This window comes from Aminobacter sp. MET-1 (assembly GCF_026521175.1).
Classification (GTDB): Bacteria; Pseudomonadota; Alphaproteobacteria; order Rhizobiales; family Rhizobiaceae; genus Aminobacter.
In genome coordinates, this window is the sequence record NZ_JAMSHL010000021.1 from 44,178 (window position 1) to 65,619 (window position 21,442).

At 64.4% G+C, this 21,442-nt stretch carries 16 protein-coding genes; 7 read left to right on the plus strand and 9 right to left on the minus strand.

Annotated elements, in window-relative coordinates; all coding sequences use genetic code 11:
• Positions 1-3: 3 nt before the first annotated feature.
• The 3 genes from phnA to NDO48_RS23590 all read right to left on the minus strand — a co-directional run bounded on the left by phnA (position 4) and on the right by NDO48_RS23590 (position 4,295).
• Entirely contained in the window at positions 4-1,260 is a 1,257-nt protein-coding gene (gene phnA / locus NDO48_RS23580) for a phosphonoacetate hydrolase (RefSeq protein WP_018430970.1), read from the minus strand.
• Between the two features lie 31 nt (positions 1,261-1,291).
• Entirely contained in the window at positions 1,292-2,494 is a 1,203-nt protein-coding gene (locus tag NDO48_RS23585) for a 2-aminoethylphosphonate--pyruvate transaminase (RefSeq protein ID WP_026227805.1), read from the minus strand.
• Positions 2,495-2,627: 133 nt separating this feature from the next.
• On the minus strand, positions 2,628-4,295 hold the full coding sequence (locus tag NDO48_RS23590; protein ID WP_267322461.1) for a Na/Pi cotransporter family protein: 1,668 nt from the start codon (positions 4,293-4,295) through the stop codon (positions 2,628-2,630).
• 141 nt (positions 4,296-4,436) lie between these two features.
• Here NDO48_RS23590 and NDO48_RS23595 point away from each other — a divergent pair, with 141 nt between their 5' ends.
• On the plus strand, positions 4,437-5,306 hold the full coding sequence (locus tag NDO48_RS23595) for a LysR substrate-binding domain-containing protein (protein ID WP_018430973.1): 870 nt from the start codon (positions 4,437-4,439) through the stop codon (positions 5,304-5,306).
• Between the two features lie 8 nt (positions 5,307-5,314).
• On the opposite strand, the gene NDO48_RS23600 is transcribed toward NDO48_RS23595, so the two are convergent.
• Positions 5,315-6,106, minus strand: a complete 792-nt coding sequence (locus NDO48_RS23600; protein ID WP_018430974.1) for a DUF4239 domain-containing protein — start codon at positions 6,104-6,106, stop codon at positions 5,315-5,317.
• A gap of 152 nt (positions 6,107-6,258) precedes the next feature.
• On the opposite strand from NDO48_RS23600, the gene NDO48_RS23605 reads away from it, so the two are divergent.
• On the plus strand, positions 6,259-7,602 hold the full coding sequence (locus NDO48_RS23605; RefSeq protein WP_026227807.1) for an FAD-binding oxidoreductase: 1,344 nt from the start codon (positions 6,259-6,261) through the stop codon (positions 7,600-7,602).
• 35 nt (positions 7,603-7,637) lie between these two features.
• Here NDO48_RS23605 and NDO48_RS23610 read toward each other — a convergent pair whose 3' ends face one another.
• Entirely contained in the window at positions 7,638-8,021 is a 384-nt protein-coding gene (locus tag NDO48_RS23610; RefSeq protein WP_018430976.1) for a YciI family protein, read from the minus strand.
• Positions 8,022-8,198: 177 nt separating this feature from the next.
• Between NDO48_RS23610 and NDO48_RS23615 the strand changes: the two genes are divergently transcribed.
• Positions 8,199-9,821 carry an ABC-F family ATP-binding cassette domain-containing protein gene (locus NDO48_RS23615; RefSeq protein ID WP_018430977.1) on the plus strand — a complete coding sequence of 541 codons (1,623 nt, stop codon included), beginning with the start codon at positions 8,199-8,201 and terminating at the stop codon, positions 9,819-9,821.
• Between the two features lie 12 nt (positions 9,822-9,833).
• Here NDO48_RS23615 and NDO48_RS23620 read toward each other — a convergent pair whose 3' ends face one another.
• Positions 9,834-10,742 carry a LysR family transcriptional regulator gene (locus tag NDO48_RS23620; RefSeq protein WP_018430978.1) on the minus strand — a complete coding sequence of 303 codons (909 nt, stop codon included), beginning with the start codon at positions 10,740-10,742 and terminating at the stop codon, positions 9,834-9,836.
• A gap of 138 nt (positions 10,743-10,880) precedes the next feature.
• Between NDO48_RS23620 and gstA the strand changes: the two genes are divergently transcribed.
• The 3 genes from gstA to NDO48_RS23635 all read left to right on the plus strand — a co-directional run bounded on the left by gstA (position 10,881) and on the right by NDO48_RS23635 (position 14,578).
• Complete coding sequence (gstA, locus tag NDO48_RS23625) at positions 10,881-11,504, plus strand: glutathione transferase GstA (RefSeq protein ID WP_018430979.1); 624 nt, start codon at positions 10,881-10,883, stop codon at positions 11,502-11,504.
• A gap of 2 nt (positions 11,505-11,506) precedes the next feature.
• Positions 11,507-11,836: a DMT family transporter gene (locus tag NDO48_RS23630; protein ID WP_018430980.1), complete on the plus strand. Its 330-nt coding sequence runs from the start codon at positions 11,507-11,509 to the stop codon at positions 11,834-11,836.
• A 255-nt stretch (positions 11,837-12,091) separates the two neighbouring features.
• The gene (locus tag NDO48_RS23635) at positions 12,092-14,578 is read left to right on the plus strand and encodes a PIG-L family deacetylase (protein WP_018430981.1); all 2,487 of its coding nucleotides are present in this window, start codon (positions 12,092-12,094) and stop codon (positions 14,576-14,578) included.
• Between the two features lie 51 nt (positions 14,579-14,629).
• Here the strand turns inward: NDO48_RS23635 and NDO48_RS23640 are convergent, their stop codons facing one another.
• On the minus strand, positions 14,630-17,107 hold the full coding sequence (locus NDO48_RS23640; protein ID WP_018430982.1) for a GcvT family protein: 2,478 nt from the start codon (positions 17,105-17,107) through the stop codon (positions 14,630-14,632).
• A gap of 233 nt (positions 17,108-17,340) precedes the next feature.
• On the opposite strand from NDO48_RS23640, the gene NDO48_RS23645 reads away from it, so the two are divergent.
• Positions 17,341-18,000 carry a dihydrofolate reductase family protein gene (locus NDO48_RS23645; protein WP_267322462.1) on the plus strand — a complete coding sequence of 220 codons (660 nt, stop codon included), beginning with the start codon at positions 17,341-17,343 and terminating at the stop codon, positions 17,998-18,000.
• A 44-nt stretch (positions 18,001-18,044) separates the two neighbouring features.
• Here the strand turns inward: NDO48_RS23645 and NDO48_RS23650 are convergent, their stop codons facing one another.
• Together NDO48_RS23650 and NDO48_RS23655 are read right to left on the minus strand one after the other, a co-directional pair.
• Entirely contained in the window at positions 18,045-18,827 is a 783-nt protein-coding gene (locus NDO48_RS23650; protein WP_018430984.1) for a DeoR/GlpR family DNA-binding transcription regulator, read from the minus strand.
• Positions 18,828-18,986: 159 nt separating this feature from the next.
• Positions 18,987-21,407 (minus strand): GcvT family protein, encoded by a 2,421-nt coding sequence (locus NDO48_RS23655; protein WP_267322463.1) that lies wholly within the window; start codon positions 21,405-21,407, stop codon positions 18,987-18,989.
• Positions 21,408-21,442: the final 35 nt, after the last annotated feature.

The following is a 21,442-nucleotide window of genomic DNA, read 5'->3' on the forward strand; positions in this document are numbered from 1 at the left end:
CCCTCAGGCCTGCGCTGCGGCAAGCGCGGCATAATAGAACGCATCGAAGTTGCGCAGAACCGGCTCGTTGGGCAGCGTCTCAAGCTTGCGATTGACGATGAACGGCACCGCCTGCTCGGTCAGGCCGCCATGCGAACGGAGCGGCTCGTTCAATGCGGCGAGGTCGTGGCGGTGCTCGCTGGTGCCGATGGTCTTGTTCTCCGATGACACCAGCACGATGTCGCCGATGCGGTCGGACGGCAGCTCGAAGCGCTCGCAGGCGGTGGCGTTGTCGATGACGACGTCGATGCCCTCGATGGCGGCCAGGCGCTTCATGATATCGACATGGTCGGCACCCTCCGGCAGGTAGGCCGTGGCGAACGAGCCGAGCGCGCCGTGATGAACGACATATGGATCGGTGATCGGCAGGATGACGCGGGCTGTATCCTTGCCAAGCCATTCGTCGAGCAGGTCCTGGACGTAGACGACGTCAGGGGTGCCGTCGGCCTTGTGCTTGGGCTTCATGCCATGGTCGGCGGTGATCACGATGGCCGCACCCAAGGCATCGAGTTCGCCGAGATACTTGTCGAACATCTCGTAGAAGGCGTTGGCCTGCGGCACACCCGGAGCATATTTGTGCTGCACATAGTCGGTCGTGGTCAGGTACATCACATCGGGCTTGAATTCCTTGAGCAGCTTGACGCCGGCGGCAAACACGAACTCCGACAACTCGGCCGAATAGACCTCAGGCACTGGCTTGCCGAGCCAGGCGGACGCGTTGTCCATGCCGTGCTCTGCCTTGGTCGAGACATCGGACTTCTCCGAAGAGAAGCAGATGGCGCGGCCTTCGTCGAACTTCAGGCCACTGCCGAGCAGGGCGCGCAGCTTGTCCTTGGCGGTGACCACGGCGACGCGGGCGCCGGCGTTGTAGAAGGCCTGGAAGACGGTCGGCGCGCGCAGGAAGCGCGGATCGTTCATCATCACTTCCTTGCCGGTCTCACGCTCGTAGAGATAGTTGCCGCAGATGCCGTGCACGGCGGGCGGACGGCCGGTGGCGATCGACAGATTGTTGGGGTTGGTGAAGCTCGGGATGACCGAGTGAGCGGTGCGCTCGGTGCCCTTGGCGCGGATCTTCACCAAATTCGGCATCAGGCCTGCCTTGATCGCCTCGTCGAGATAAGCCGGCTCGCAGCCGTCGAGGCAAATCGCAATCGCCGGCACGCGCGGCCACGCATAAGTACGGCCGTTGGCGCTGACGTTGATCGTGGTCATCTTGTTCATGGGAGAAAGGTCCTTTGTAATCTTCTTGTCGTCAGGCGGCGAGCTTGGCGCGCTCGGCGATGGCGGCGGCGGGGGGAGCAGCGGTGTCGACGCCCATTTCGCGCAGCGACTGGCCGGCGGCCTCGACCACCTTGCGCATGACGTGTTCGTCCATCCGCCCGATGCAGCCGACGCGGAAACTCTCCACCACGGTCAGCTTGCCCGGATAGATGATGAAACCTTTTTCCTTCATCAGTTCGTAGAAGCGGTCGAAGGCGAAGTCCGGGTGGGCTGGGCAGAAGAAGGTGACGATGATCGGGGACAGCCAGCGGTCCTTGAGCAGCGTTTCGAAGCCGAGTTCGCGCATGCCCGCCACCATCACGTCGCGGTTGCGGGTGTAACGCGCCCCTCGGCCGGCGACGCCGCCCTCGGCCTCGTGCTGGCGCAGCGCCTCGAGGAAGGCCGCGACGACATGCGTCGGCGGCGTGTAGCGCCACTGGCCGGTCTTGTTCATGTGCGCCCACTGGGCATGCACGTCGAGGCTGAGCGAATGGCTGCGGCCTTTGGCGGCTTCGAGTTCGCTCTTGCGGGCGATGATGAAGCCGAAGCCGGGCACACCCTCGATGCATTTGTTGGCCGACGAGACCATCGCTTCGTAGCGGATTTCGCTGACGTTGAGCGGGATGGCGCCGAAGGCGCTCATCGAGTCGACCAGGAACTTGCGGCCCTTGGCATAGACGGTCTCGGAGATCTCGGCGACCGGGTTGAGGATGCCGGAGCTGGTCTCGCAGTGAACCAGGATGACGTGGGTGATGGTGGGGTCGGCGTCGAGGGCGGCAGCAACCTCGTCGCCGCGCGGCGGCATGTAGTCGCCCTTGTCGATGGCGACATGGTCGCGGCCGAGATAGCCGAGCGTCTGGACGATGCGCTGGCCATAAGCGCCGTTTACCAGCACCAGCACCTTGCCGTCACGCGGTACGAACGAGCCGAGCATCGCCTCGACGGCAAAGCTGCCCGAGCCCTGCATCGGCACGCAGTCGAATTCATCGTTGGCGTCGCCAAGCATGGCGAGCAACCGCTGGCGCATCTCCGCCGTCATCGCCCGGAAGTCGCCGTCCCACGAGCCCCAGTCACGCAGCATCGCCTGCTTGACGGCATAGGAGGTGGTCAGCGGCCCGGGAGTGAGCAGGTAGGGCTCGCCCAATGCAGGAGCAGGGAAGGGGGCTTGAGCCGCAAGCTTATGTTCGGACAGCATTTTCGTCTCCTCGCCGTCATCCTGATATTGCCTATGGTTCACCTTGGAATCCCCTAATCCATATGTACAATCGTTATTTCGTATCCAATGATAAGTTTGAATGATGATGCGTTGATGACGTCACGAAATCCGCTCAGGCTGTCTTCGCAAGCCGGCTTTCAAGCAGATCGCCGCTCTGGGTCAGGATCGGGTAGGCGACCGAGACCAGCAGCGAGTTGAACTCCTTCAGCGCGCGCACCACTTCGAGATGGATGTCACTGGTCTCGATGCTTTGCACGGTACCCGACTGCAGGCGCTTGAGGTGACGTTCGTGGCTGTTGCGCTCGAGCTTGCGCATGCGCTCCTTCTCGACCACGAGCTGGCGCGCCGCTTCGAGATCGCTCGACACCAGCACGTTCATGGCGATCTGCATGTTGGCCAGTACCCGGTCGTGCAGCGCTGTCAGCTCCGACCAGCCTTCTCTTGAGAAGCTCAGCCTCTTGTCGCTCTTCTCCTCCGCCAGAACCAGCAGGTTCTTGGCGATGATGTCGCCGGCATGTTCGAGATTGATGGCAAGGTCGGTCAGTTCGATGCCGCGCCGCGCCTCATCCTGGCTCATCGTGCCGCGATTGACCTCGGCGATGTAGAGCTTGATGTCGGTGTGGGCGCGGTTGACCTCCTCGTCGAGCTGGCGCAACTGCGCCACGCGCGCCTTGTCGCCGCTGTCGAACAGCTCCATGACCGGCCGCAACATGATTTCCACCGTCTCGGCCATGCGCAGAACCTCGCGCGTGGCGCTGGCAAGTGCCACGCTGGGCATCTTGATGACTGTCCGGTCGAGCGCGCTAGCTCGACGCGACATCAGGTCGAACGCCTGCTCGCCCGCCGGTGCATCCGGCAGGATCAGCCGCGCCAGCCGCTCCATTGCCGTCGTGAAGGGCAGGCAGGCGACCAGCAAGGCGAGGTTGAAGGCGAGGTGCATGTTGACGACCTGGCGTGCGGCCGTCGTGCCGAACCAGGAGATGGGCAGGGTGGCTGCCTGCAGGCCAATCAGGATGACCACCGCTGCAGTCGCGCGGAAGATCAGGTTGCCCAGAGGAATGCGCCTTGCCTCGATTGCCTGGCCGCGTGTCAGCCCGACGGCGACCAGTCCGGCGCCGAGATTGACGCCAAGGATCATCGGCAGCGCCACCTCCGCCGGCAGCACGCCCTGGGCTGCCATCGACATGAACAGTAGCACTGAGGCGACGCTGGAGTGGATCAGCCATGTGAACAGGGCTGCAGCGCCGAAAGCCGTCACCGGATCGCCGCGCAGATAATCGATCGCCATCGGCAGCAGCGGGCTGTGACGCATCGGCGCGGTCGCTTCGCCGACCATGCGCAGCGAGATCAGGATGAAGGCGATGCCGAGCAGGGTGCGTCCGGTCTGCTTGACGATACGGGCCTCGACCTTGAGGAACATCGTTGCACCGGCAAAGAGCAGCAGCGGCACCAGCCAGCTGAGATCGAAGGACAGCGCCTGCACCACCAGTGCGGAGCCGACATCGGCGCCCAGCATGACGGCGAGCCCGCCCGAAACGCTCATCACGCCTGTGGCAGCGAAACCCGCTGCGAGCACGGCGACGGCGGTGGCGCTCTGCAACATGATGGCGAGCACGGTGCCGGCGGCCGCCGCGCGCACCCGGCCCCTGGTCGCGCCACGCAGCGCCTCGCGCAGCAATGCGCCATGCGCGCGCTCGACGCCGGTGCGCACCATTCGCACGGCCCACAGCAGAAGCATGATGGCGCCCGCCAGCTGCAGCAGGATGTACAGAAGATGCATGGCCATCGCCTCCCAGCGCGCGGCGCGCAAGGGTGGCGCCTGCCTTATCCTCGGCATGACAAGCCATAAATCAAATCGTTAGTTTCGATATTTCTATCGCTTGAATTTATTGCTACTCTGACCTGTCGTCAGGAAGCAGGCATGCGGTACGTACAGCTCAGGGCTTTTCATTATGTCGCGGTGTGTGGCGGCTTTTCGCGCGCCGCCGAGATGCTGTTCCTGACCCAGCCGGCAATTTCCGATCAGGTGCGCAAACTCGAGGAAGAGTACGACGTGCTCCTGTTCAACCGCCACAAGAAGCAGGTGACGCCGACGGCTGCGGGCCAGCAGCTGCTCGAAATCACCCACCGCATGTTCGACACCGAGCAGCAAGCGCTGGAGCTTCTGTCGGAATCGCGCGCGCTGCGCTCGGGCACGCTGCGCATCGTCGCCGACGCCGCCCACCACCTGCTGCACATTCTCGGCCAGTTCCGCCAGAAGTATCCGGGCATCCAGGTGTCGGTACGCGCCGGTAACACAGAGACGGTCATCTCCAGCCTCTACAGTTACGAAGCCGACATTGGCGTGCTCGGCGAAATTCCGACAGGCCGAGACTTCGAGATCGTCAAGCTCAACTCGACGCCAATCGTCGCCTTCGTCTCGACCGGCCATCCTCTGGCCTCTGCCAAGTCGCTGTCGCTGCACGAGCTGTCGCTGCTGCCGCTGGTCATGCGCGAGCGCGGGTCGAAGACCCGTGCCAAGCTGGAAGACCTCGCCACCAAGGAGGGATTCGAGTTCAAGCCGGCGATCGAGGCGGAGGGGCGTGAGGCGGTGCGCGAGATCGTGGCGTCGGGTGCGGGTGTAGGCTTCGTCTCGGCTGCCGAATTCGGCCAGGACGCCCGGCTGGTGCAGATCCCGATCGCCGCACCTGAAATGCTGATGGACGAGGCGCTGATCTGCCTGCGCGAGCGCAGCGGCGGCAAGCTTGTCCGGGTCTTCCTCGACATCGCCAGGTCGATGGCTGCGGGGTGAGGCCAGGCCTACCTGCTCATGTCGGCCAGGGCATCGCGCATTGCCGAACTGGTGATACCGAACATGCCGCCATAGGGGATGTTTAGGTCGATGATGACGAACATGACGCTGGCGACGGCGACGACGCCGACGGCCAGCACGATGGCGCCAAGCGCGCGACGGGGTATCTGAAGCCCGAAGCTGAAGAACACCAGCGCCAGCCAGAAGCTGACGATGCTGCTGAACGAGCCGCGGGACACCCCGGCCGAATCTTCGATTACCGCCCAACGGCTTTCCTGGACCAGGGTAAAGTCGGTACGGCATCTCGCGGCCATGTTGATGTGCAGGGCATCTGTCGGCGCCAGCCCGTCGACCATCAGGCCAACCTCGTTCATGAGCGCCTTCAATCCCTGATCCTCGCCTGTCGCGGCAATCCTGCGGATATCGGGCATTCCGTCGACGACGGGCGCCGGCTCGTTCGTCCAGGTGCTGCCGACGACGGCTGCGGTGTACTGGCGAAGCATCAGTCGTGCCGGATCCATCTCGGTGCCGAAATTGCGCAGGCACTGGTCGAGCCGCGCCAGCCTGGCGGCATAGAGCGACCGATCCTTGTTGGCTGCGTCGAAGGCCTGCTTCGCGGTCGACAGTTGCAGGCTCAGAACCAGCGCAGTGAAAGTGACGAGCAGGCCCGTCACCAGGCGCAGCGCATCCATGTTGCCTTGCGACAGGTGATCCTCATGCAACCGCACGCGCAGCAGCACGCCGCCAAGGGCAGCGACGATGAACAGTATCAGGAACCCGAACCCGTAGAAGATGTCCATGGGCTTTGATGCCGTGGGATCGACCGTCAGTTGCGGCGAAGGCTAGCGCAGGCTTCCGGATGGTACAATGCTGATGCCGTCCCTGCCGGGCGGGACATTTTGGCTTGCGAGGCGCCTATGCTATATCTGCGCTCCTGGGAATGGGGGATCCCGTGTCCGGCCAGTTGTTGAGCAAGCTTGCCGCCGCAAGATGCGACGGTCCAACGATCGCTCCAGGCCATCAAGATTACGAGCGCGCCCGCAGGGTCTGGAATGGCATTGTCGACCGCAAGCCGTCGGCGATCCTGCACGCAGCCACTGTCGACGATATCAGAAAGGCCGTCGACATCGCCGCCGGTTGCGGTTCGCTCCTTGCCGTGCGCTGCGGCGGCCACAGCTTTCCCGGCCTGTCGACCTGCGACAACGGGCTCTTGCTCGATCTGTCACGGCTCAATTCGGTGTCCTTGAACGAAGAAGCCGGGACCGTCGATGTCGGCGGCGGCGCGCTGCTCGGCGATCTCGACCGGGCCATTGTGCCGAGCGGCTACGCGGTTCCGGCCGGCGTCGTGTCGCATACCGGCGTCGGCGGCCTGACGCTGGGCGGCGGCATGGGCTGGCTCGGACGAACCCTGGGGCTCACCATCGACAAGCTGGTCGGCGCCGAGATCGTGACCGCTTCAGGCGACCTGCTGTGGACCGATGCGGCAAGCGATCCGGAACTGTTCTGGGGCATTCGCGGGGGCGGCGGCAATTTTGGCGTCGTTACCCGGTTCAGGTTCAAGCTGTCCCGGCTCGGCCCTTTGACTGCAGGGCAGTGGGACTATCCCGTCGGACAGGCAAGGCGGGCGATTGCGAGCCTTCGCGGCTTGGCAGAACAGCAGCCCCGGGAACTCTCCTTTGCCTTCACGCTTACCGCGTCGGATATGGGTGTCACGGCGATCAGGGCGGGCGAAGGTGGCCATGCCGGCTCCATGCTCGAACCTTTCGGCCAGCTCGCTGGCCCAGGTCGCGGAACGCTTGGCGCGATGTCGTTCCTCGATCTGCAAAGCCGCAACGACGAGCATTTTGCCTGGTCGCGCCGCTATTATGCGAAGGGCGGCTTCTGGCGCGACATCGACGACCATGCGGTGGATTGCATGCTCAGGCAGGTTGCCGACGCGCCCACGCCGCATTCGGAAATCTACGTGCTTCAGCTTGGCGGTGCCGTAGCCGACGTGGCGGAGGATACGACGGCATATTCGGGCCGGCAGGCCGCCTATTACTGGATCGTCGAACCGGTCTGGGACGATCCCGCCGACGACGAGCGCTGTATCGCTTGGTGCCGGGCCGCCGCCGACCAGATGGCGGATCGCAGCATCCAGGCCAACTACGTTAACGAACAGGCCGACACGGCGATTGCGCCGGGTGCCTATGGAGCAGGCAAATACGAGCGGCTCCGTCGCCTCAAGGCGCGCCTCGATCCTGAGAACCTGTTTCGTCTCAATCAGAACATCATTCCGGCGACGATATCGACCTGAAGTGTCCCCGTTTGCCAGCCCCGTACGAGCGCAGATTAATCTCCGCTTTGACCCGCTATCGTGGTGCCGGGGACATAAAGCGAGATCGGCCGGATCTCGTAAACCGCCGTCGGGTTGGCGGAGCGCAGTTCGCGGGCTGCCGCGATAGCCAGATCCATCGTTTGATAGTCGACGACGTAGAAACCAAGCAACTGCTCCTTGGTTTCGGCAAATGGACCGTCGGTGATGAGGCCGAGCCCCGTTCCCCTCAGCGTTACCGCATGCTCGGTCGGCCCCAATCGCGCCGCCGGGCCGAGATGTTTTTCACGGACGAGGCGGTCGTTGACCTCGAGCAGGTCCTTCATCAGGGCCGCGTCCTCCTCCTCGGTCCAGGATTCGACCACGCCTTCGGCATGATACGCCAGGATTGCATACAACATGGCTGCCTCTCCGTTGCCTCGTGCATTTCGCTTTCCGCCAGCGACACTATTGGTTTCGGCCGCCAGCGGGCAAGCCGTCGGCACGACATCGAATCTCGTGCGCTGCTTTGCCCGCTCGCATTACGCGCGCCCGCGTGCCATAAGCCGCGCAAAATCCCCTCCCAGGCCCTGGTTTCCATGATCCGCATCGAAAACATCAGCAAGCAGAACAGCCATCGGCTGCTCTTCGTCGAGGCTTCGGCCACCCTGCAGAAACAGGAGAAGATCGGTCTCATCGGACCCAACGGCGCCGGCAAGACGACGCTGTTCCGCATGATCACCGGCGAGGAACTGCCCGACGAGGGCCAGGTTTCGACCGAGCGCGGCATCACCATCGGTTACTTCAACCAGGATGTGGGCGAGATGTCGGGTCGCAGTGCGGTCGCCGAGGTCATGGAAGGCGCTGGCCCCGTCAGCGAGGTTGCCGCCGAAATGCGCGAGCTGGAAGCCGCGATGGTCGACCCCGACCGTGCCGACGAGATGGACGCCATCATCGAGCGTTACGGCGAGGTGCAGGCGCGCTACGAGGAACTGGATGGCTACTCGCTCGACGGCCGCGCCCGCGAGGTGCTCGACGGCCTGAGCTTCACCCAGGAAATGATGGATGGCGACGTCGGCAAGCTGTCGGGCGGCTGGAAGATGCGCGTGGCGCTCGCTCGCATCCTGTTGATGCGGCCCGACGTGATGCTGCTCGACGAACCGTCCAACCATCTCGACCTCGAAAGCCTGATCTGGCTCGAAGCCTTCCTCAAGGGCTACGACGGCGCGCTGCTGATGACTTCGCACGATCGCGCCTTCATGAACCGCATCGTCAACAAGATCATCGAGATCGACGGCGGCTCGCTGACCACCTATTCCGGAGACTACGAATTCTACGAACAGCAGCGACTGCTTGCCGACAAACAGCAGCAGGCGCAGTTCGAGCGCCAGCAGGCGATGCTGGCGAAGGAAATCAAGTTCATCGAGCGCTTCAAGGCGCGTGCCTCGCACGCGGCCCAGGTGCAGAGCCGCGTCAAGAAGCTCGACAAGATCGACCGCGTCGAGCCGCCCAAGCGCCGCCAGACCGTCGCTTTCGAGTTCCAGCAGGCGCCTCGCTCGGGCGAGGACGTGGTCACGATCAAGAACGTGCACAAGAGCTATGGCTCAAAGACCATCTATGAGGGTCTCGACTTCCAGGTTCGCCGGCGCGAGCGCTGGTGCATCATGGGCGTCAACGGCGCCGGCAAGTCGACGCTGCTCAAGCTCGTTGCCGGTGCTTCCGAACCCGACCAGGGCACCGTGGCGCGCGGCCCGAGCGTCAAGATGGGTTATTTCGCCCAGCACGCCATGGATCTGCTCGACGGCGACATGACCGTGTTCGAGCAGCTCGAGCATTCCTTTCCGCAGGCAGGACAGGCGCCGCTGCGCGCCTTGGCTGGCTGCTTCGGCTTCTCCGGCGACGAGATCGAGAAGAAGTGCCGGGTGCTGTCGGGCGGCGAAAAGGCGCGTCTGGTGATGGCGATCATGCTGTTTGATCCACCCAACCTTCTGGTGCTCGACGAGCCGACCAACCATCTGGATATCGCCACCAAGGAAATGCTGATCGCGGCCCTTGCCCAGTATGAGGGCACGATGCTGTTCGTCTCGCACGACCGCCATTTCCTCGCGGCCCTCTCCAACCGCGTGCTGGAGCTGACGCCCGAAGGCATCCACACCTATGGCGGCGGCTATGTCGAATATGTCGAGCGCACCGGCCAGGAAGCGCCGGGCCTGAGGCACTGATCACAGGCTGAGCTAGCCGGCGCGGCCTTCAAACAGGTCGCGCTCGCGCGCCAACCCTTCGCCGACGACGTCGAAGAAGGCGCGGACGCGGGCCGTGCCCTTGAGATCCTGATGGGTGACGATCCAGAGTTCACCGGCGAGCTCCTGGATGGGCTCGGCCAGCGCACGCACCAGCCCCGCTTCGCCATCGCCGAGATAGCAGGGCAGCAGCGCCAGCCCGATGCCGGCCTTCGCCGCCACCGACTGGTTGACCAGGCTGTTGGTGCGGTAGACGACGCTGTCGGCCGGGACATTCCGGTCCAGCCAATCGGCGGCCATAATGCCGCCCGCTGTCTCCTCCCAGCCGATCAGGGCATGCAGGTTGAGCGCCGTCGTTCCCAGGATCGGGCCGCCATGCGCATCGAGATAGGCTTGCGAGGCAAAAAATGTCCAGGCGACGCCTGCCAGCTTGCGGCCCCAGAGATCGCCTTCCCTGGGCCGGATCGGCCTGAGTGCCACGTCGGCCTCGCGCCGCGACAGGCTGAGCACGCGGTTTTCGATGGCGAGCTCGACGCAGATGCCAGTATGGACGATCCGGAACTCGGCCAGGTGCTTCGTCAGCCTGGAATAGGCGAGCGTTTCCGACGAGGTGACGCGCAGCCGCCCCGACAGCCGGCCATCGGCGCCGGCGATATCGCGGGCCAGCGCCAGCGCCTCGTCTTCCATACGTTCGGCCGCCGCCGCCATGCGTTCCCCGGCTGAGGTCAACTGGTAGACGCCGCCGGGAAGGCGCTCGAACAGGCGCACCGCCAGCCGCTGTTCAAGCGCGTTGAGCCGGCGAAACACCGTCGAGTGATCGATGCCGAGCAGGCCAGCTGCCGATGTAAGGCTGCCGGCGCGGGCGACCGCAAGCACCAGCCTGAGTTCGTTCCAGTCTTCCATGCGTGCCGTTCTAGCACGATGTAGGCTTGCAAGTATGCAAGCGCTGTTGGCAAATAGCCAATGAGCATTGCGATTGCGCAACGGCTAGATTGTCCCTGAAGCAACGACCGTCAGGTCAGAACCCCATGAGGACACATCATGAAGCTCTACTATGCCACCGGCACCTGCTCGCTGTCGCCCCACATCGTGGCGCTTGAAGCCGGCATCCCGCTCGACATCGAACGCGTCGATATCTTCAAGAAGCCGCATGTCACCAGCACCGACCGCGACTTCACCAAGGTCAATCTGAACGGCTATGTGCCGGCGCTCGAGCTCGATGATGGCTCGCTGCTGACCGAAGGAGCTGCGATCGTCCAATATCTCGCGGACCTGCGGCCGGCGTCGAAGCTGGCGCCGGCAGCCGGCACGCGCGAGCGTTATCTGTTGCAGTCCTGGCTGAACTTCGTCGCCTCCGAACTGCACAAGATGTACAGTCCCTGGCTGTTCCATCCCGAATATGGCGTGCAGGCCCAGGAGGTGGCGCGCGGCAAGATCGCTGAGCGGCTCGCTTATGTCGAAAACCATCTGGGCAATGGTCCTTATCTGATGGGCGACACCTTCACCGTGGCCGACGCCTACCTCTTCACCATCGTCGGCTGGTCCGCCTTTGCCAAGGTCGACCTCTCCGCCTTCCCGCGCTTGCGCGCCTACATGGACCATGTCGGCGCAAGACCAAAGGTGCAGGAGGCGATGCTGGCCGAAGGCATGAAGCTCGCGGCCTGACCATGAACCAGGGACTTGCCTGGACCCTGCTCGTGGTAGCCGGGGTGCTCGACGTCGCTTGGGCCGTGTCGATGAAATATGCCGAGGGCTACACCCGCCTAGGCTGGTCCGTCGTCTCGGTGCTGCTGCTGGCAACCTTCGTCTACCTGCTCGGCAAGGTGCTGGAGGCGTTGCCTGTCGGCACTGCCTATGCGGTGTGGACGGGTATCGGTGCTGCCGGCACTGTCATCATGGGGGCCGTGCTGTTCGGCGAGCAGCTGTCTCCGCTCAGGCTCGGCGGCATCGCCGCCGTGCTGGCCGGCATCGCCATGCTGAAATTCGCGCAGGCCTGATTGTCACCAACGCCCCTCCTGATCCCTAGGATCGAGAGGGGCTTTTTTCTGCGGCCTTGGAGCCTTGGGAAACCCGCAAATGTGGCCTTTACGCCCCGGGGGCCATTGCTTCGGCATTCAAACAGCGATTGCTCAATTACATAAACTTACTTGAGTTATTTTATTCTGAGGTCATAGTCTGCTCTTGCCGGCCCTTCGGGGCAGGCTGCGGCGTCCACGGGAGAGGACGCCGTGACATGACGAGAGGAGACATTGATGACCAAGATGACCCGGCGCCTGTTCATTGCGTCGCTGCCACCCGCGCTGCTGGCCATGCGCACTGCCGCGCATGCTGCGCCTGCCACCGATCTCGAACTGATCGCCAGCCAGAAACTCGAACCGGCGATCGTGACCCTGCACCGCAGGCTCGAGCGCCTGACCTCCACACTGACCTTCATGACCACCGGGGCACATCCCGACGACGAGCCGAGCGGCCTGCTGGCAGCGCTTCGCCACGTCTATGGCATCCGGCCGGTGCTCTACTGCATCACCCGCGGCGAAGGCGGCCAGAACAGCATCGGCGCCGAACGCGGTTCGGTGCTCGGCGTGCTGCGCACCCGCGAAATGGAGGAGGCCTCGCGTTCGCTTGATGCTTCGCTCGCCTTCGGCGGCCGCGGCCATTCCGATTCGGTCCACGATTTCGGCTTCTCGAAGGATCCCAACGACACCATCGACCGCTGGGGTCGCGACCGTGTGGTCGAGCGCATGACCTGGGCCTTCCGCCACTACAAGCCCGACATCGTCATGAACTGCTTCCTCGACGTGGCCGGCCAGCACGGCCAGCATCGCGCGGCTGTTGTCGCGACCTTCCTCACCGCCGGGCTCTCAGGCGACGACAAGGCCTATCCCGAGCAGATCGCCGCCGGCCTCAAGCCGTGGAACGTGCCCAAGATCTATTCGCCGGCCTATGGCGGCGGTGGCGGCGTCTATGACGACGAAACCCCGCCGCCACCCACGACATTGACCGTCAAGGCGCCTGAGCGCGACAAGATCTCGGGCGCCACCTTCCCGCAGATGGGTGAGTGGTCGCGCTCGTGCCACCTGACGCAGGGCATGGGCAAATGGCGCGAGGAGCCGCAGACCGAATGGGCGCTGCATCTCGCCCGTGTCGCCCAGGGTGAACCGGCGAAGACCGAGAATGACATCCGCGACGGACTGCTCGCCACGGTCGGCGAGATCGCCAAACTTGATGGCATGCCGGCTTCCGCTGCGGATGCGTTGCGCAGCGCCCAGGGGCTCATCGACGAGGCACTGGCTGACTATGGTGATCCGGTGATGGTCACTGCCAAGGCCATCGAGATCGGCAAGGCCATCGACGAGGCACGCAAGCAGCTGCCGGCCGAGCTGCAGGAGCAGGCTGGCCACAGGCTCGAACGCAAGACGCGTGAGATCGACCTTGTGCTGCAGACTGCCGCCGGCGTGCATGTCCGAGCCTACACCGAGAGTGGCGACATCAAGGCCGGCGACAGCATCACCATCAAGACTGTGGTCGATGCGCCTGAGATGATCGGGATCACCTCGGCCGAGGTGATCGCCCGCAAGGGGCTTGCGGTCGACAACGACAAGCTGACCGTGCCGGCGGACGCCGAGCTCACCAACCCACTGACCGAGCAGTTCGATCCGCTGGGCGGCAATGGCGACGCCTTTGTGCAGCTGACTGTCAACATTGGCGGCCGGCCGGCGGTCATCGACGTCGACCTGGAGGATGCGCTCCGCGTGCTGCCTCAGGCGTCGTTGGAGCTGAAGCCGGATGCGGTGGTGTTCAACACGGCAAAGGCACTTGCGCCGGTGGAAATGACGGCGACGGTGACCAACGCCAAGTCCGGCGACCTAGAGATCGCGCTGCCCGACGGCTGGACGCTCGATGCCAAGGGCGATGGCTCTGAGGCGTCGCGCACATTCGACCTCAAGCCTCCGGCAGCGCCCGGCGTGACGCGTTTTGCCATCGAGCCCAAGCTGCTCGGCAAGGAAGCTTATGCCATCAATACCTTCTCCTATCCGCATATCGGCCGTTCGGTCGTGCCGACCAAGGTGTCGGTGCCGGTGCAGACGGTGGGTGCGGAGCTGCCCGGGCTGAAGGTCGGCTACATCAGCGCCGGCAACGACAATGTCGGCCTGTGGATGAAGCGCCTGGGCATCGAGGTGGTGGAGTTGAAGCCTGCCGATGTCGAGCGCGGCGCTTACAAGGACCTCAAGACGATCGTGGTCGGCATCTTCGCCTTCGGTCGCCGCAAGGACCTCGTGGCTGCCGTGCCCGCTTTGCACGAGTGGGTGAAGGCAGGCGGCCATCTGGTCACGCTCTATCACCGGCCAAGCGACGGCTGGAAGCCGGAGACGGTGCCGCCGCTGTTCCTCAAGATCGGCTCGCCGTCGATCCGCTATCGCGTCACCGATGCCGCCTCCGAGGTCGAGGTGCTTGAGCCGGAACATCCGCTGCTCAACAAGCCCAACAAGATCGGCCCTGACGACTGGGCCAACTGGGACAAGGAACGCGGCCTCTACTTTGCCTCGGAGTGGGACGAGGCCTACAAGCCGCTGCTGGCGATGGCCGACAAGGGCGAGGACAAGCTGAAGGGCTCGTTGCTGTCGGCCGAGATCGGCAAGGGCCGCCACACGCATACCTCGCTCGTGTTGCATCACCAGCTCGACAAGCTGGTTCCCGGCGCCTTCCGCCTGCTGGCCAATCTGGTCCAGCCGGCCTGATCAACTGAAAAGCCCCGGCATTGGCCGGGGCTTTTTTTCCTGGCGCAGCGATCAAGCCGCTTCGCGCAGTTCGGTGCTGTCGGTCCTCACGCGCTCCGACTTGGGATCGTAGGGCGCCTTCAGATGCGCCGTCGCCGTATGGCGTTCGCCGGCAAGATCGATCTCGAAGCGGCCGCTCTCGATGAAGTCCTTGTCGACGCCTGTTGCGTTGTGCAGCAGGCCGAGCGCCACCGAGCGGCCGAGCGTGTGGCCGTAAGCAGCCGAGCGCACTTCGCCGACCGGCTTGCCGTCGCGCAGGATCAGCTCGCCGCCCCACAGCATGGGCGCTGCATCGTCGAGGGTGAACTGCACGATGCGGCGGGTGAGCTTGCCCTCGGCTTTCGCCTCTACCAAGGCCTCCTTGCCGATGAAGCCGCCAGGCTTGTCCATCGACACGGCGAAGGCGAGGCCGGCCTCGTAGGGATTGATGTCGGGCGTCAGCTCGCGGCTCCAGGCCCGGAAGCCCTTTTCGATGCGCAGCGCCTCAAGCGCATAATAGCCGCAGTCGGTAAGGCCGTGCTCGCGCCCGGCCTCATGCAGCGCCTCGTAGACGCCGACGGCGAATTCGGTCGGCACGATCAGCTCCCAGCCAAGTTCGCCGACATAGGTCATGCGGTTGGCGAAAGCGGTGGCGTAGCCGATGTCGATCTCGCGGATGGTGGCAAAGGGGAAGCCGGAATTGGAGAGATCCACCGAGGTCAGCCTGGCGAGGATGTCGCGCGAGCGCGGCCCCATCAGCGCCAGCACCGCATAGGACGAAGTCACGTCGGTCAGCGTCACATGCGCGTCCTCGGGGATGTTCTTCGAGATCCAGTCGGCATCGTGCACGGCCTGGGCCGAACCGGTGACGATAAGGAACTTCTCGCGGCCGATGCGCATGACGGTCAGGTCGCTCTCATAACCGCCGCGCTCGTTGAGCAGGCCGGTATAGATGGAACGGCCGATCTCGACGTCTATGTCGGCAGCACAGATGCGGTTGAGGACGGTGGCCGCATCGCGGCCCTGAATCAGAATCTTGGCGAACGAGGTCTGGTCGAAGATGCCGGCTGCCTCGCGGGTCGCCTTCATTTCGCGCTTCACCGCCTCGTGCCAGTTCTGCCTGCCGAAGGAATATTGCGTCTCGGGCTTCTCGCCAGGGGCGGCGAACCAGTTGGCGCGCTCCCAGCCCATCTTGGAGCCGAAGCAGGCACCCTTGGCGGCGAGGCGGTCGTAGAGTGCCGAGCGGCGGAAGGGGCGGGCGCTGTCGAGCTCGCGGTTCGGCCAGGGCATGGCATAGTGCAGGCCGAGCGTTTCCTTGACGCGGTCGTGCAGCCAGCGCGGATTGTTGTTGAAGCCGGCAAAGCGCCTGATGTCGACCGGCCACAGGTCCATGGTCGCAGCACCGTTGACGATCCACTCGGCCAGCGCCCGGCCGGCGCCGCCGGCACTGGCGATGCCCATCGAATTGAAGCCGGCGCCGACATAGAAATTCTGGAGCTCCGGCGCTTCGCCCAGGATGAAGTTGTTGTCGGCGGTGAAGCTTTCGGGGCCGTTGTAGAATTTCTTGACTTCCGACGTCTCCAGTTGCGGCACGCGCACCAGCGCGTTCTGCATCAGGATTTCGAACTGATCCCAATCGTCGGGCAGAAGCGCGAACTCGAAGTCGTCGGGGATGCCGTTCATGCCCCACGGCTTCGCCTCGGGTTCGAAGCCGCCCATGACAAGGCCGCCGACCTCTTCCTTGAAATAGATGTAGCCGTCAGGGTCACGCAGCACCGGCAGGTCCGGATGCACGCCCTCGATCTTGCCTGTCACGATGTACATGTGCTCGGCCGAATGCAGCGGCACGGTCACGCCGCACATGGCGCCGACCTTGCGCGCCCACTGTCCGGCACAGTTGACCACGATCTCGGCCGCAATGTCGCCCTTGTCGGTCGAAACACCCGTCGCTCGGCCGTCCTTGGTCTGGATTCCGGTGACGCGGACGCGCTCGATGACGCGGGCGCCGCGGTTGCGCGCGCCCTTGGCCAGCGACTGAGTGAGGTCTGTCGGGTTCGCCTTGCCGTCGCCCGGCAGCCAGACAGCGCCGACGAGGTCGTCGATGGCCATCACCGGCCACTTCTCCTGCGCTTCCCTGGCCGAGATCACCTCGATGTCGACGCCCTGGGCGCGGGCGGATGCCGCGGTACGCTTCAGCACGGTCATGCGGTCGGCTGAGCGCGCCACAGACAGCGAGCCACAATTCTTCCAGCCCGTCGCAAGTCCGGTCTCGGCCTCGAGCTCGCTGTAGAGCTGGGTCGAATATTTGATCAGGCTGGTCATGTTGGCGTGACTGCGCAATTGGCCGACGAGGCCGGCGGCGTGCCAGGTGGTGCCGCCGCTGAGCTGGCCCTGCTCGAGCAGCACCACGTCGCTCCAGCCGAGTTTTGTCAGGTGATAGGCGACCGAACAGCCGATGATGCCGCCGCCGACGATGACGACGCGTGCCTGCGTCGGGAATTCCTGCGCCATGATGAAAAGACCTCCCAAAGGTTATGGCCGTCACCATATCGTTGTCGCAACAAAATGCAACATAATATGCAACAAATAATCACATTTCGCTTAAGGCCGTGCTACGATTGGGCGAGAGGCGAGACCTCCGTGCCTTAGCGTCCGGCAAGTTTTTCCGCCATGCTGTCGGAACGGGTCGCCGCCGAACGTCTTCAAGACGTAGGGCCGGGCAGGGCCGTTTAAGGAGAGCAGACATGAGAAAGATCGTGGTGGGTGCATTCATGAGCCTCGACGGCATCATGCAGGCGCCGGGCGGACCGGAAGAGGATCCGATCGGCGGCTTCAGATATGGCGGCTGGGGCGCGCCCTATTTCGACGAAACGATGACTGAGGCGGTGGGCGAGATGTTTGCCCGGCCATTCGACCTTTTGCTCGGGCGCAAGACCTGGGACATCTTCGCCGCGCATTGGCCCTATATCGATGCCGACGATCCGATCGGCCCGCTGTTCGATCGAATCAACAAATATGTCGCGACGCGCAATCCCGAGCTGAAGCTCGGCTGGCAGAACAGCCACTCGCTCGGCGTTGACGCAGTCGCTGCCGTACGCAAGCTGAAGGCAGGGGAGGGGCCTGACCTGCTGACACAGGGCTCCACCGATTTCCTGAAAACCCTGCTCGCGAGCGACCTTGTCGACGAACTCAACATCTCGATCTTCCCGCTGGTACTGGGCAAGGGCAAGCGCCTGTTCGGCGATGCCGCCCTGCCATCGGCGCTGAAACTGGTGTCATCGAAGGTTTCAGGCACGGGCGTGACGGTCAACAAATATGTCCGCGACGGCGATATCGTCACCGGCTCGTTCGAGTTCGAAACGCCGACCGAAGCGGAATTGGAGCGGCGGCGGAAGCTGACCTGATCGTGGGCAGGCCAGCGGGGCGGCAGCGTGCGCCGCTCCGCGGACTATTCCCCGACAATAACCTTCGGCCCCTTGCGCTCCAACGCCTCCACCATTGCTGCAGGGGGAGCGGCGTCGACGATGACGCCGGCGGCGAGTTCGAAGCGGGGGATGCGCAACGGCGTCAGGCGGCCGAATTTGGAGCTGTCGAGCACGAAATAGGCGCGGGCTGCGGTCGCCGCCATGCGCGAGCGCTGCTCGGCGCCGTTGCGGGTGAAGTCGGTGACCTCGCCGTCGGGCGACAGCGCTCCGCCGCCGAGGAAAGCGACGTCGACGCGGAAGCGGCCGATGGCGTCGAGCGCGTCGATGCCGACGGCGGCTTCTTCCGACGGGTCGATCTCACCGCCCAGCATGTGCACGCGGACATGCGGCTGGCGGCACATATGCAGCGCTATCGTCAGGCTGGTGGTGCAGATCGTCAGGTTCTGCTTGCCTGCCAGCGCATGGGCCACCGCGAGCGTGGTGGTGCCGGAATCGAGGAACACCACCATGCCGTCCTCGACAAGTGCGGCAGCCGCCCGGCCGATCGCCGCCTTGCCGCCGGCATTTTCCTGGCTGCGCAGGTTGAGTTCGGGCTCGGTTGCCTCAAACAGGGTCGCCCCGCCATGGACAAGGTCAAGCTGGCCGCGCTCAGCCAGAAACTTCATGTCGCGTCTGATGGTCTCGCGCGAGACGTCGAAGAAGGCTGCGAGCTCGGTGATGCCGACCGACCCATCGGCGGCCAGCCGCCTGAGAATCTCGTCATGGCGGCGCGGGGCAAGCGCCTTGTGGTTCTGCGAGTCAGACATGTTGCCAATTTGGCGGCATCTTCGCCAAATTGGCAAGCAAATGTTGCAATATGTGGCGTACGGCGCATCGTGCCACACGCTGCGCCTCCATTTGGAGGCGCGGGCATCTTCGCATTTGGATGAACGCGCCTTCCGGAACCCGATTTTCGCGTCGAAGCGCTATATCCGAACACGCTCGCCTGAGGGATCGTAGACGCAGCGCTCGACGACGGTTGCGCGGCTGCGGCGGCCGAAGGCCTCGACCTCGATTTCCTTGAGGCCCATGTCGTCGCCCTTGAGATAGCCGAAGACGAGCGAAGCGCTGACCGTGTGGCCGAAATCGCCGCTGGTCGTCATGCCGACGACGCGGCCGTTCACCGACATCGCCTCGCCGCCATAGACGGGCAGCGGATCTGCCAGTTGGAAACAGGCGAGCTTGCGGCTGACACCGCGCTCCTTCTGGGCGGCAAGCGCGTCGCGGCCCTGGAAATCTCCCTTCTTCATGGCAACGGCAAAGCCGAGGCCGGCTTCCAGCGGCGTGTCGTCGGGGGTGATGTCGGCACCCCAGTAAAGGTAACGCTTTTCCATGCGCAGGCTGGAAATAGCCTTGTACCCGACATCGGCGATGCCGAACGCAGCACCGGCCTGCCGCAGAACCTCGTAGACATAAGCCATGTATTCGGTCGGCACATGCAACTCCCAGCCGAGTTCGCCGACATAGGTGACGCGCGCGGCGAATACAGGGGCCCAGCCGACACGGATCTCGCGGCAGGTCATGTAGGGGAAGGCCGCGTTGGAGACGTCGTTCTCGCTGACCTTTTCCAGCACCTCGCGCGCCAGCGGTCCGCAGAGATTGATGACGCCATAGGTGCCGGTCACGTCATGCACCGCGACCGAGCCGTCGCGCGGCATGTGGCGGCGGATCCAGCCGCCATCGCGCGTGCCGAAAGCCGAGCCGGTGACGACATGGAATTTTTGCTCACCGCGCCGCATGATTGTGAGGTCGGCCTCGATGCCGCCGCGCCTGTTGAGCAACTGGGTGTAGATGACGGCGTTGTCACCCTTGTCGAGGTTGGCCGCCGCCAGCCACTGCAGATAGGCCAGCGCGCCGGGGCCGGAAACCTCGAACTTCGAGAACGACGACTGGTCGACCAGTGCCACGCTTTCGCGTACGATCCTGTGCTCACGGCCGATGACCTCTGCATAAGGCGCCCGCTCGAAGGTTTCGAGCGGCGGCTTGGCTTCGCCGGGATGGAGAAAATAGTTCGGCCGTTCCCAGCCGAACTTGACGCCGTTGACTGCGCCTTGCGCCGTCAAGGTCTGGTAGAGCGGCGAGCGGCGCAACGGACGGCAGGCCGAGCGCTCCTCTTCCGGCCAGGCGATGGCGTAATATTTCGAATAGGCCTCGATGGCGCTGTCGCGGAGATAGGCAAGCCCGCCATGCGGATGGCCGAAGCGGCGCAGGTCGAAGGCCCAGAGGTCCATGCCCGGGTCGCCCTCGACAATCCAGTTGGCCATGGCCCGGCCGGCGCCACCGGAGGCGGCGATGCCAGAAGTGAAGCCGCAGGCGACGAAGAAGTTCTCAAAGTCGCCGGCGAGGCCCATGACCGGTTCGCCGTCGGCCGAGATCGGGATCGGGCCGTTGACGACGGCGCGCACGCCGAGTTCGCCGAGGATCGGGATGCGGTTGGCAGCACCCTCGATGACCTCCGAGATCCGTTCGAGATCGTCGGGGAACAGTTCCTGGCCAAAGCTCATCGGCAGCTTGCCGAGCCCATAGGCGGCGCGCGTCTCCTTTTCCCAGCCGCCGATCGCCATCGCTCCCGGCTCCGGCTTGACGTAAAAGTTGGCGTCGGGATCGCGCAGCGTCGGCAGGTCGTCGGGCACGGATGGCGACTTCTCGGTAACGAAATATTCGTGCTCGACAACAGTGATCGGCAGGTCGATGCCGGCGAGCTCGCCCAACTGGCGTGCCCAGAGGCCGGCGGCATTGACGACGATCTCGCAGCCGACATCGCCGTCAGCCGTCTTCACTGCGGTGATGCGGCGATCCTTGATCGCGAGACCTGTCACGGTGACGCCTTCGACGATACGCACGCCGCCCGTGCGCGCGCCCTTGGCGTAGGCATGGGTCAGCGAATAGGGGTCGACATGGCCATCGGAGGCGATCCAGGTGGCGCCGCGCAAATCCCTGGTGTCGACCAGCGGGAACAGCCGCTTGACCTCGTCGGGGCCGACCAGCTCCATGTCGAAACCGTAGCTCTTGGCGGCGGTGTGCGCGCGCTTGAGTTCTTCCCAGCGCGCGTCGGAAGCGGCGAGGCGGAGGCTGCCTACGTTCTTCCAACCGACATCCTGGCCGGTCTCGGCGCCGATCCTGGCACAGAGGTCGGCGCTGTATTGCATCAGCCGGGTCAGGTTGACCTTGCTGCGCAGCTGCCCCATCAGGCCAGCGGCATGCCAGGTTGAGCCTGCCGTCAGCTGGTTCTTTTCAATGAGCAGCACGTCCTTCTCACCCGCCTTGGCGAGGTGATAGGCGATGGAGGTGCCGATGGCGCCGCCGCCGACGATGACGATGCGGGCGTGCGAGGGAAGCTTGGACATGGTGGCCTTTCGGATACTGGCCTCGCGTGGCGCGA

Excerpts from the sequence above, each read along its gene's own strand:
- NDO48_RS23615 (WP_018430977.1), top strand. The coding sequence starts at position 8,199 with ATGATCCGCATCGAAAACATCAGCAAGCAGAACAGCCATCGGCTGCTC.
- NDO48_RS23645 (WP_267322462.1), top strand. The coding sequence starts at position 17,341 with ATGAGAAAGATCGTGGTGGGTGCATTCATGAGCCTCGACGGCATCATG.
- phnA (WP_018430970.1), bottom strand. The coding sequence starts at position 1,260 with ATGAACAAGATGACCACGATCAACGTCAGCGCCAACGGCCGTACTTAT.
- gstA (WP_018430979.1), top strand. The coding sequence starts at position 10,881 with ATGAAGCTCTACTATGCCACCGGCACCTGCTCGCTGTCGCCCCACATC.
- NDO48_RS23635 (WP_018430981.1), top strand. The coding sequence starts at position 12,092 with ATGACCAAGATGACCCGGCGCCTGTTCATTGCGTCGCTGCCACCCGCG.
- NDO48_RS23620 (WP_018430978.1), bottom strand. The coding sequence starts at position 10,742 with ATGGAAGACTGGAACGAACTCAGGCTGGTGCTTGCGGTCGCCCGCGCC.
- NDO48_RS23585 (WP_026227805.1), bottom strand. The coding sequence starts at position 2,494 with ATGCTGTCCGAACATAAGCTTGCGGCTCAAGCCCCCTTCCCTGCTCCT.
- NDO48_RS23600 (WP_018430974.1), bottom strand. The coding sequence starts at position 6,106 with ATGGACATCTTCTACGGGTTCGGGTTCCTGATACTGTTCATCGTCGCT.
- NDO48_RS23650 (WP_018430984.1), bottom strand. The coding sequence starts at position 18,827 with ATGTCTGACTCGCAGAACCACAAGGCGCTTGCCCCGCGCCGCCATGAC.
- NDO48_RS23610 (WP_018430976.1), bottom strand. The coding sequence starts at position 8,021 with ATGTTGTATGCAATCCTGGCGTATCATGCCGAAGGCGTGGTCGAATCC.
- NDO48_RS23590 (WP_267322461.1), bottom strand. The coding sequence starts at position 4,295 with ATGCATCTTCTGTACATCCTGCTGCAGCTGGCGGGCGCCATCATGCTT.
- NDO48_RS23640 (WP_018430982.1), bottom strand. The coding sequence starts at position 17,107 with ATGGCGCAGGAATTCCCGACGCAGGCACGCGTCGTCATCGTCGGCGGC.
- NDO48_RS23630 (WP_018430980.1), top strand. The coding sequence starts at position 11,507 with ATGAACCAGGGACTTGCCTGGACCCTGCTCGTGGTAGCCGGGGTGCTC.
- NDO48_RS23655 (WP_267322463.1), bottom strand. The coding sequence starts at position 21,407 with ATGTCCAAGCTTCCCTCGCACGCCCGCATCGTCATCGTCGGCGGCGGC.
- NDO48_RS23595 (WP_018430973.1), top strand. The coding sequence starts at position 4,437 with ATGCGGTACGTACAGCTCAGGGCTTTTCATTATGTCGCGGTGTGTGGC.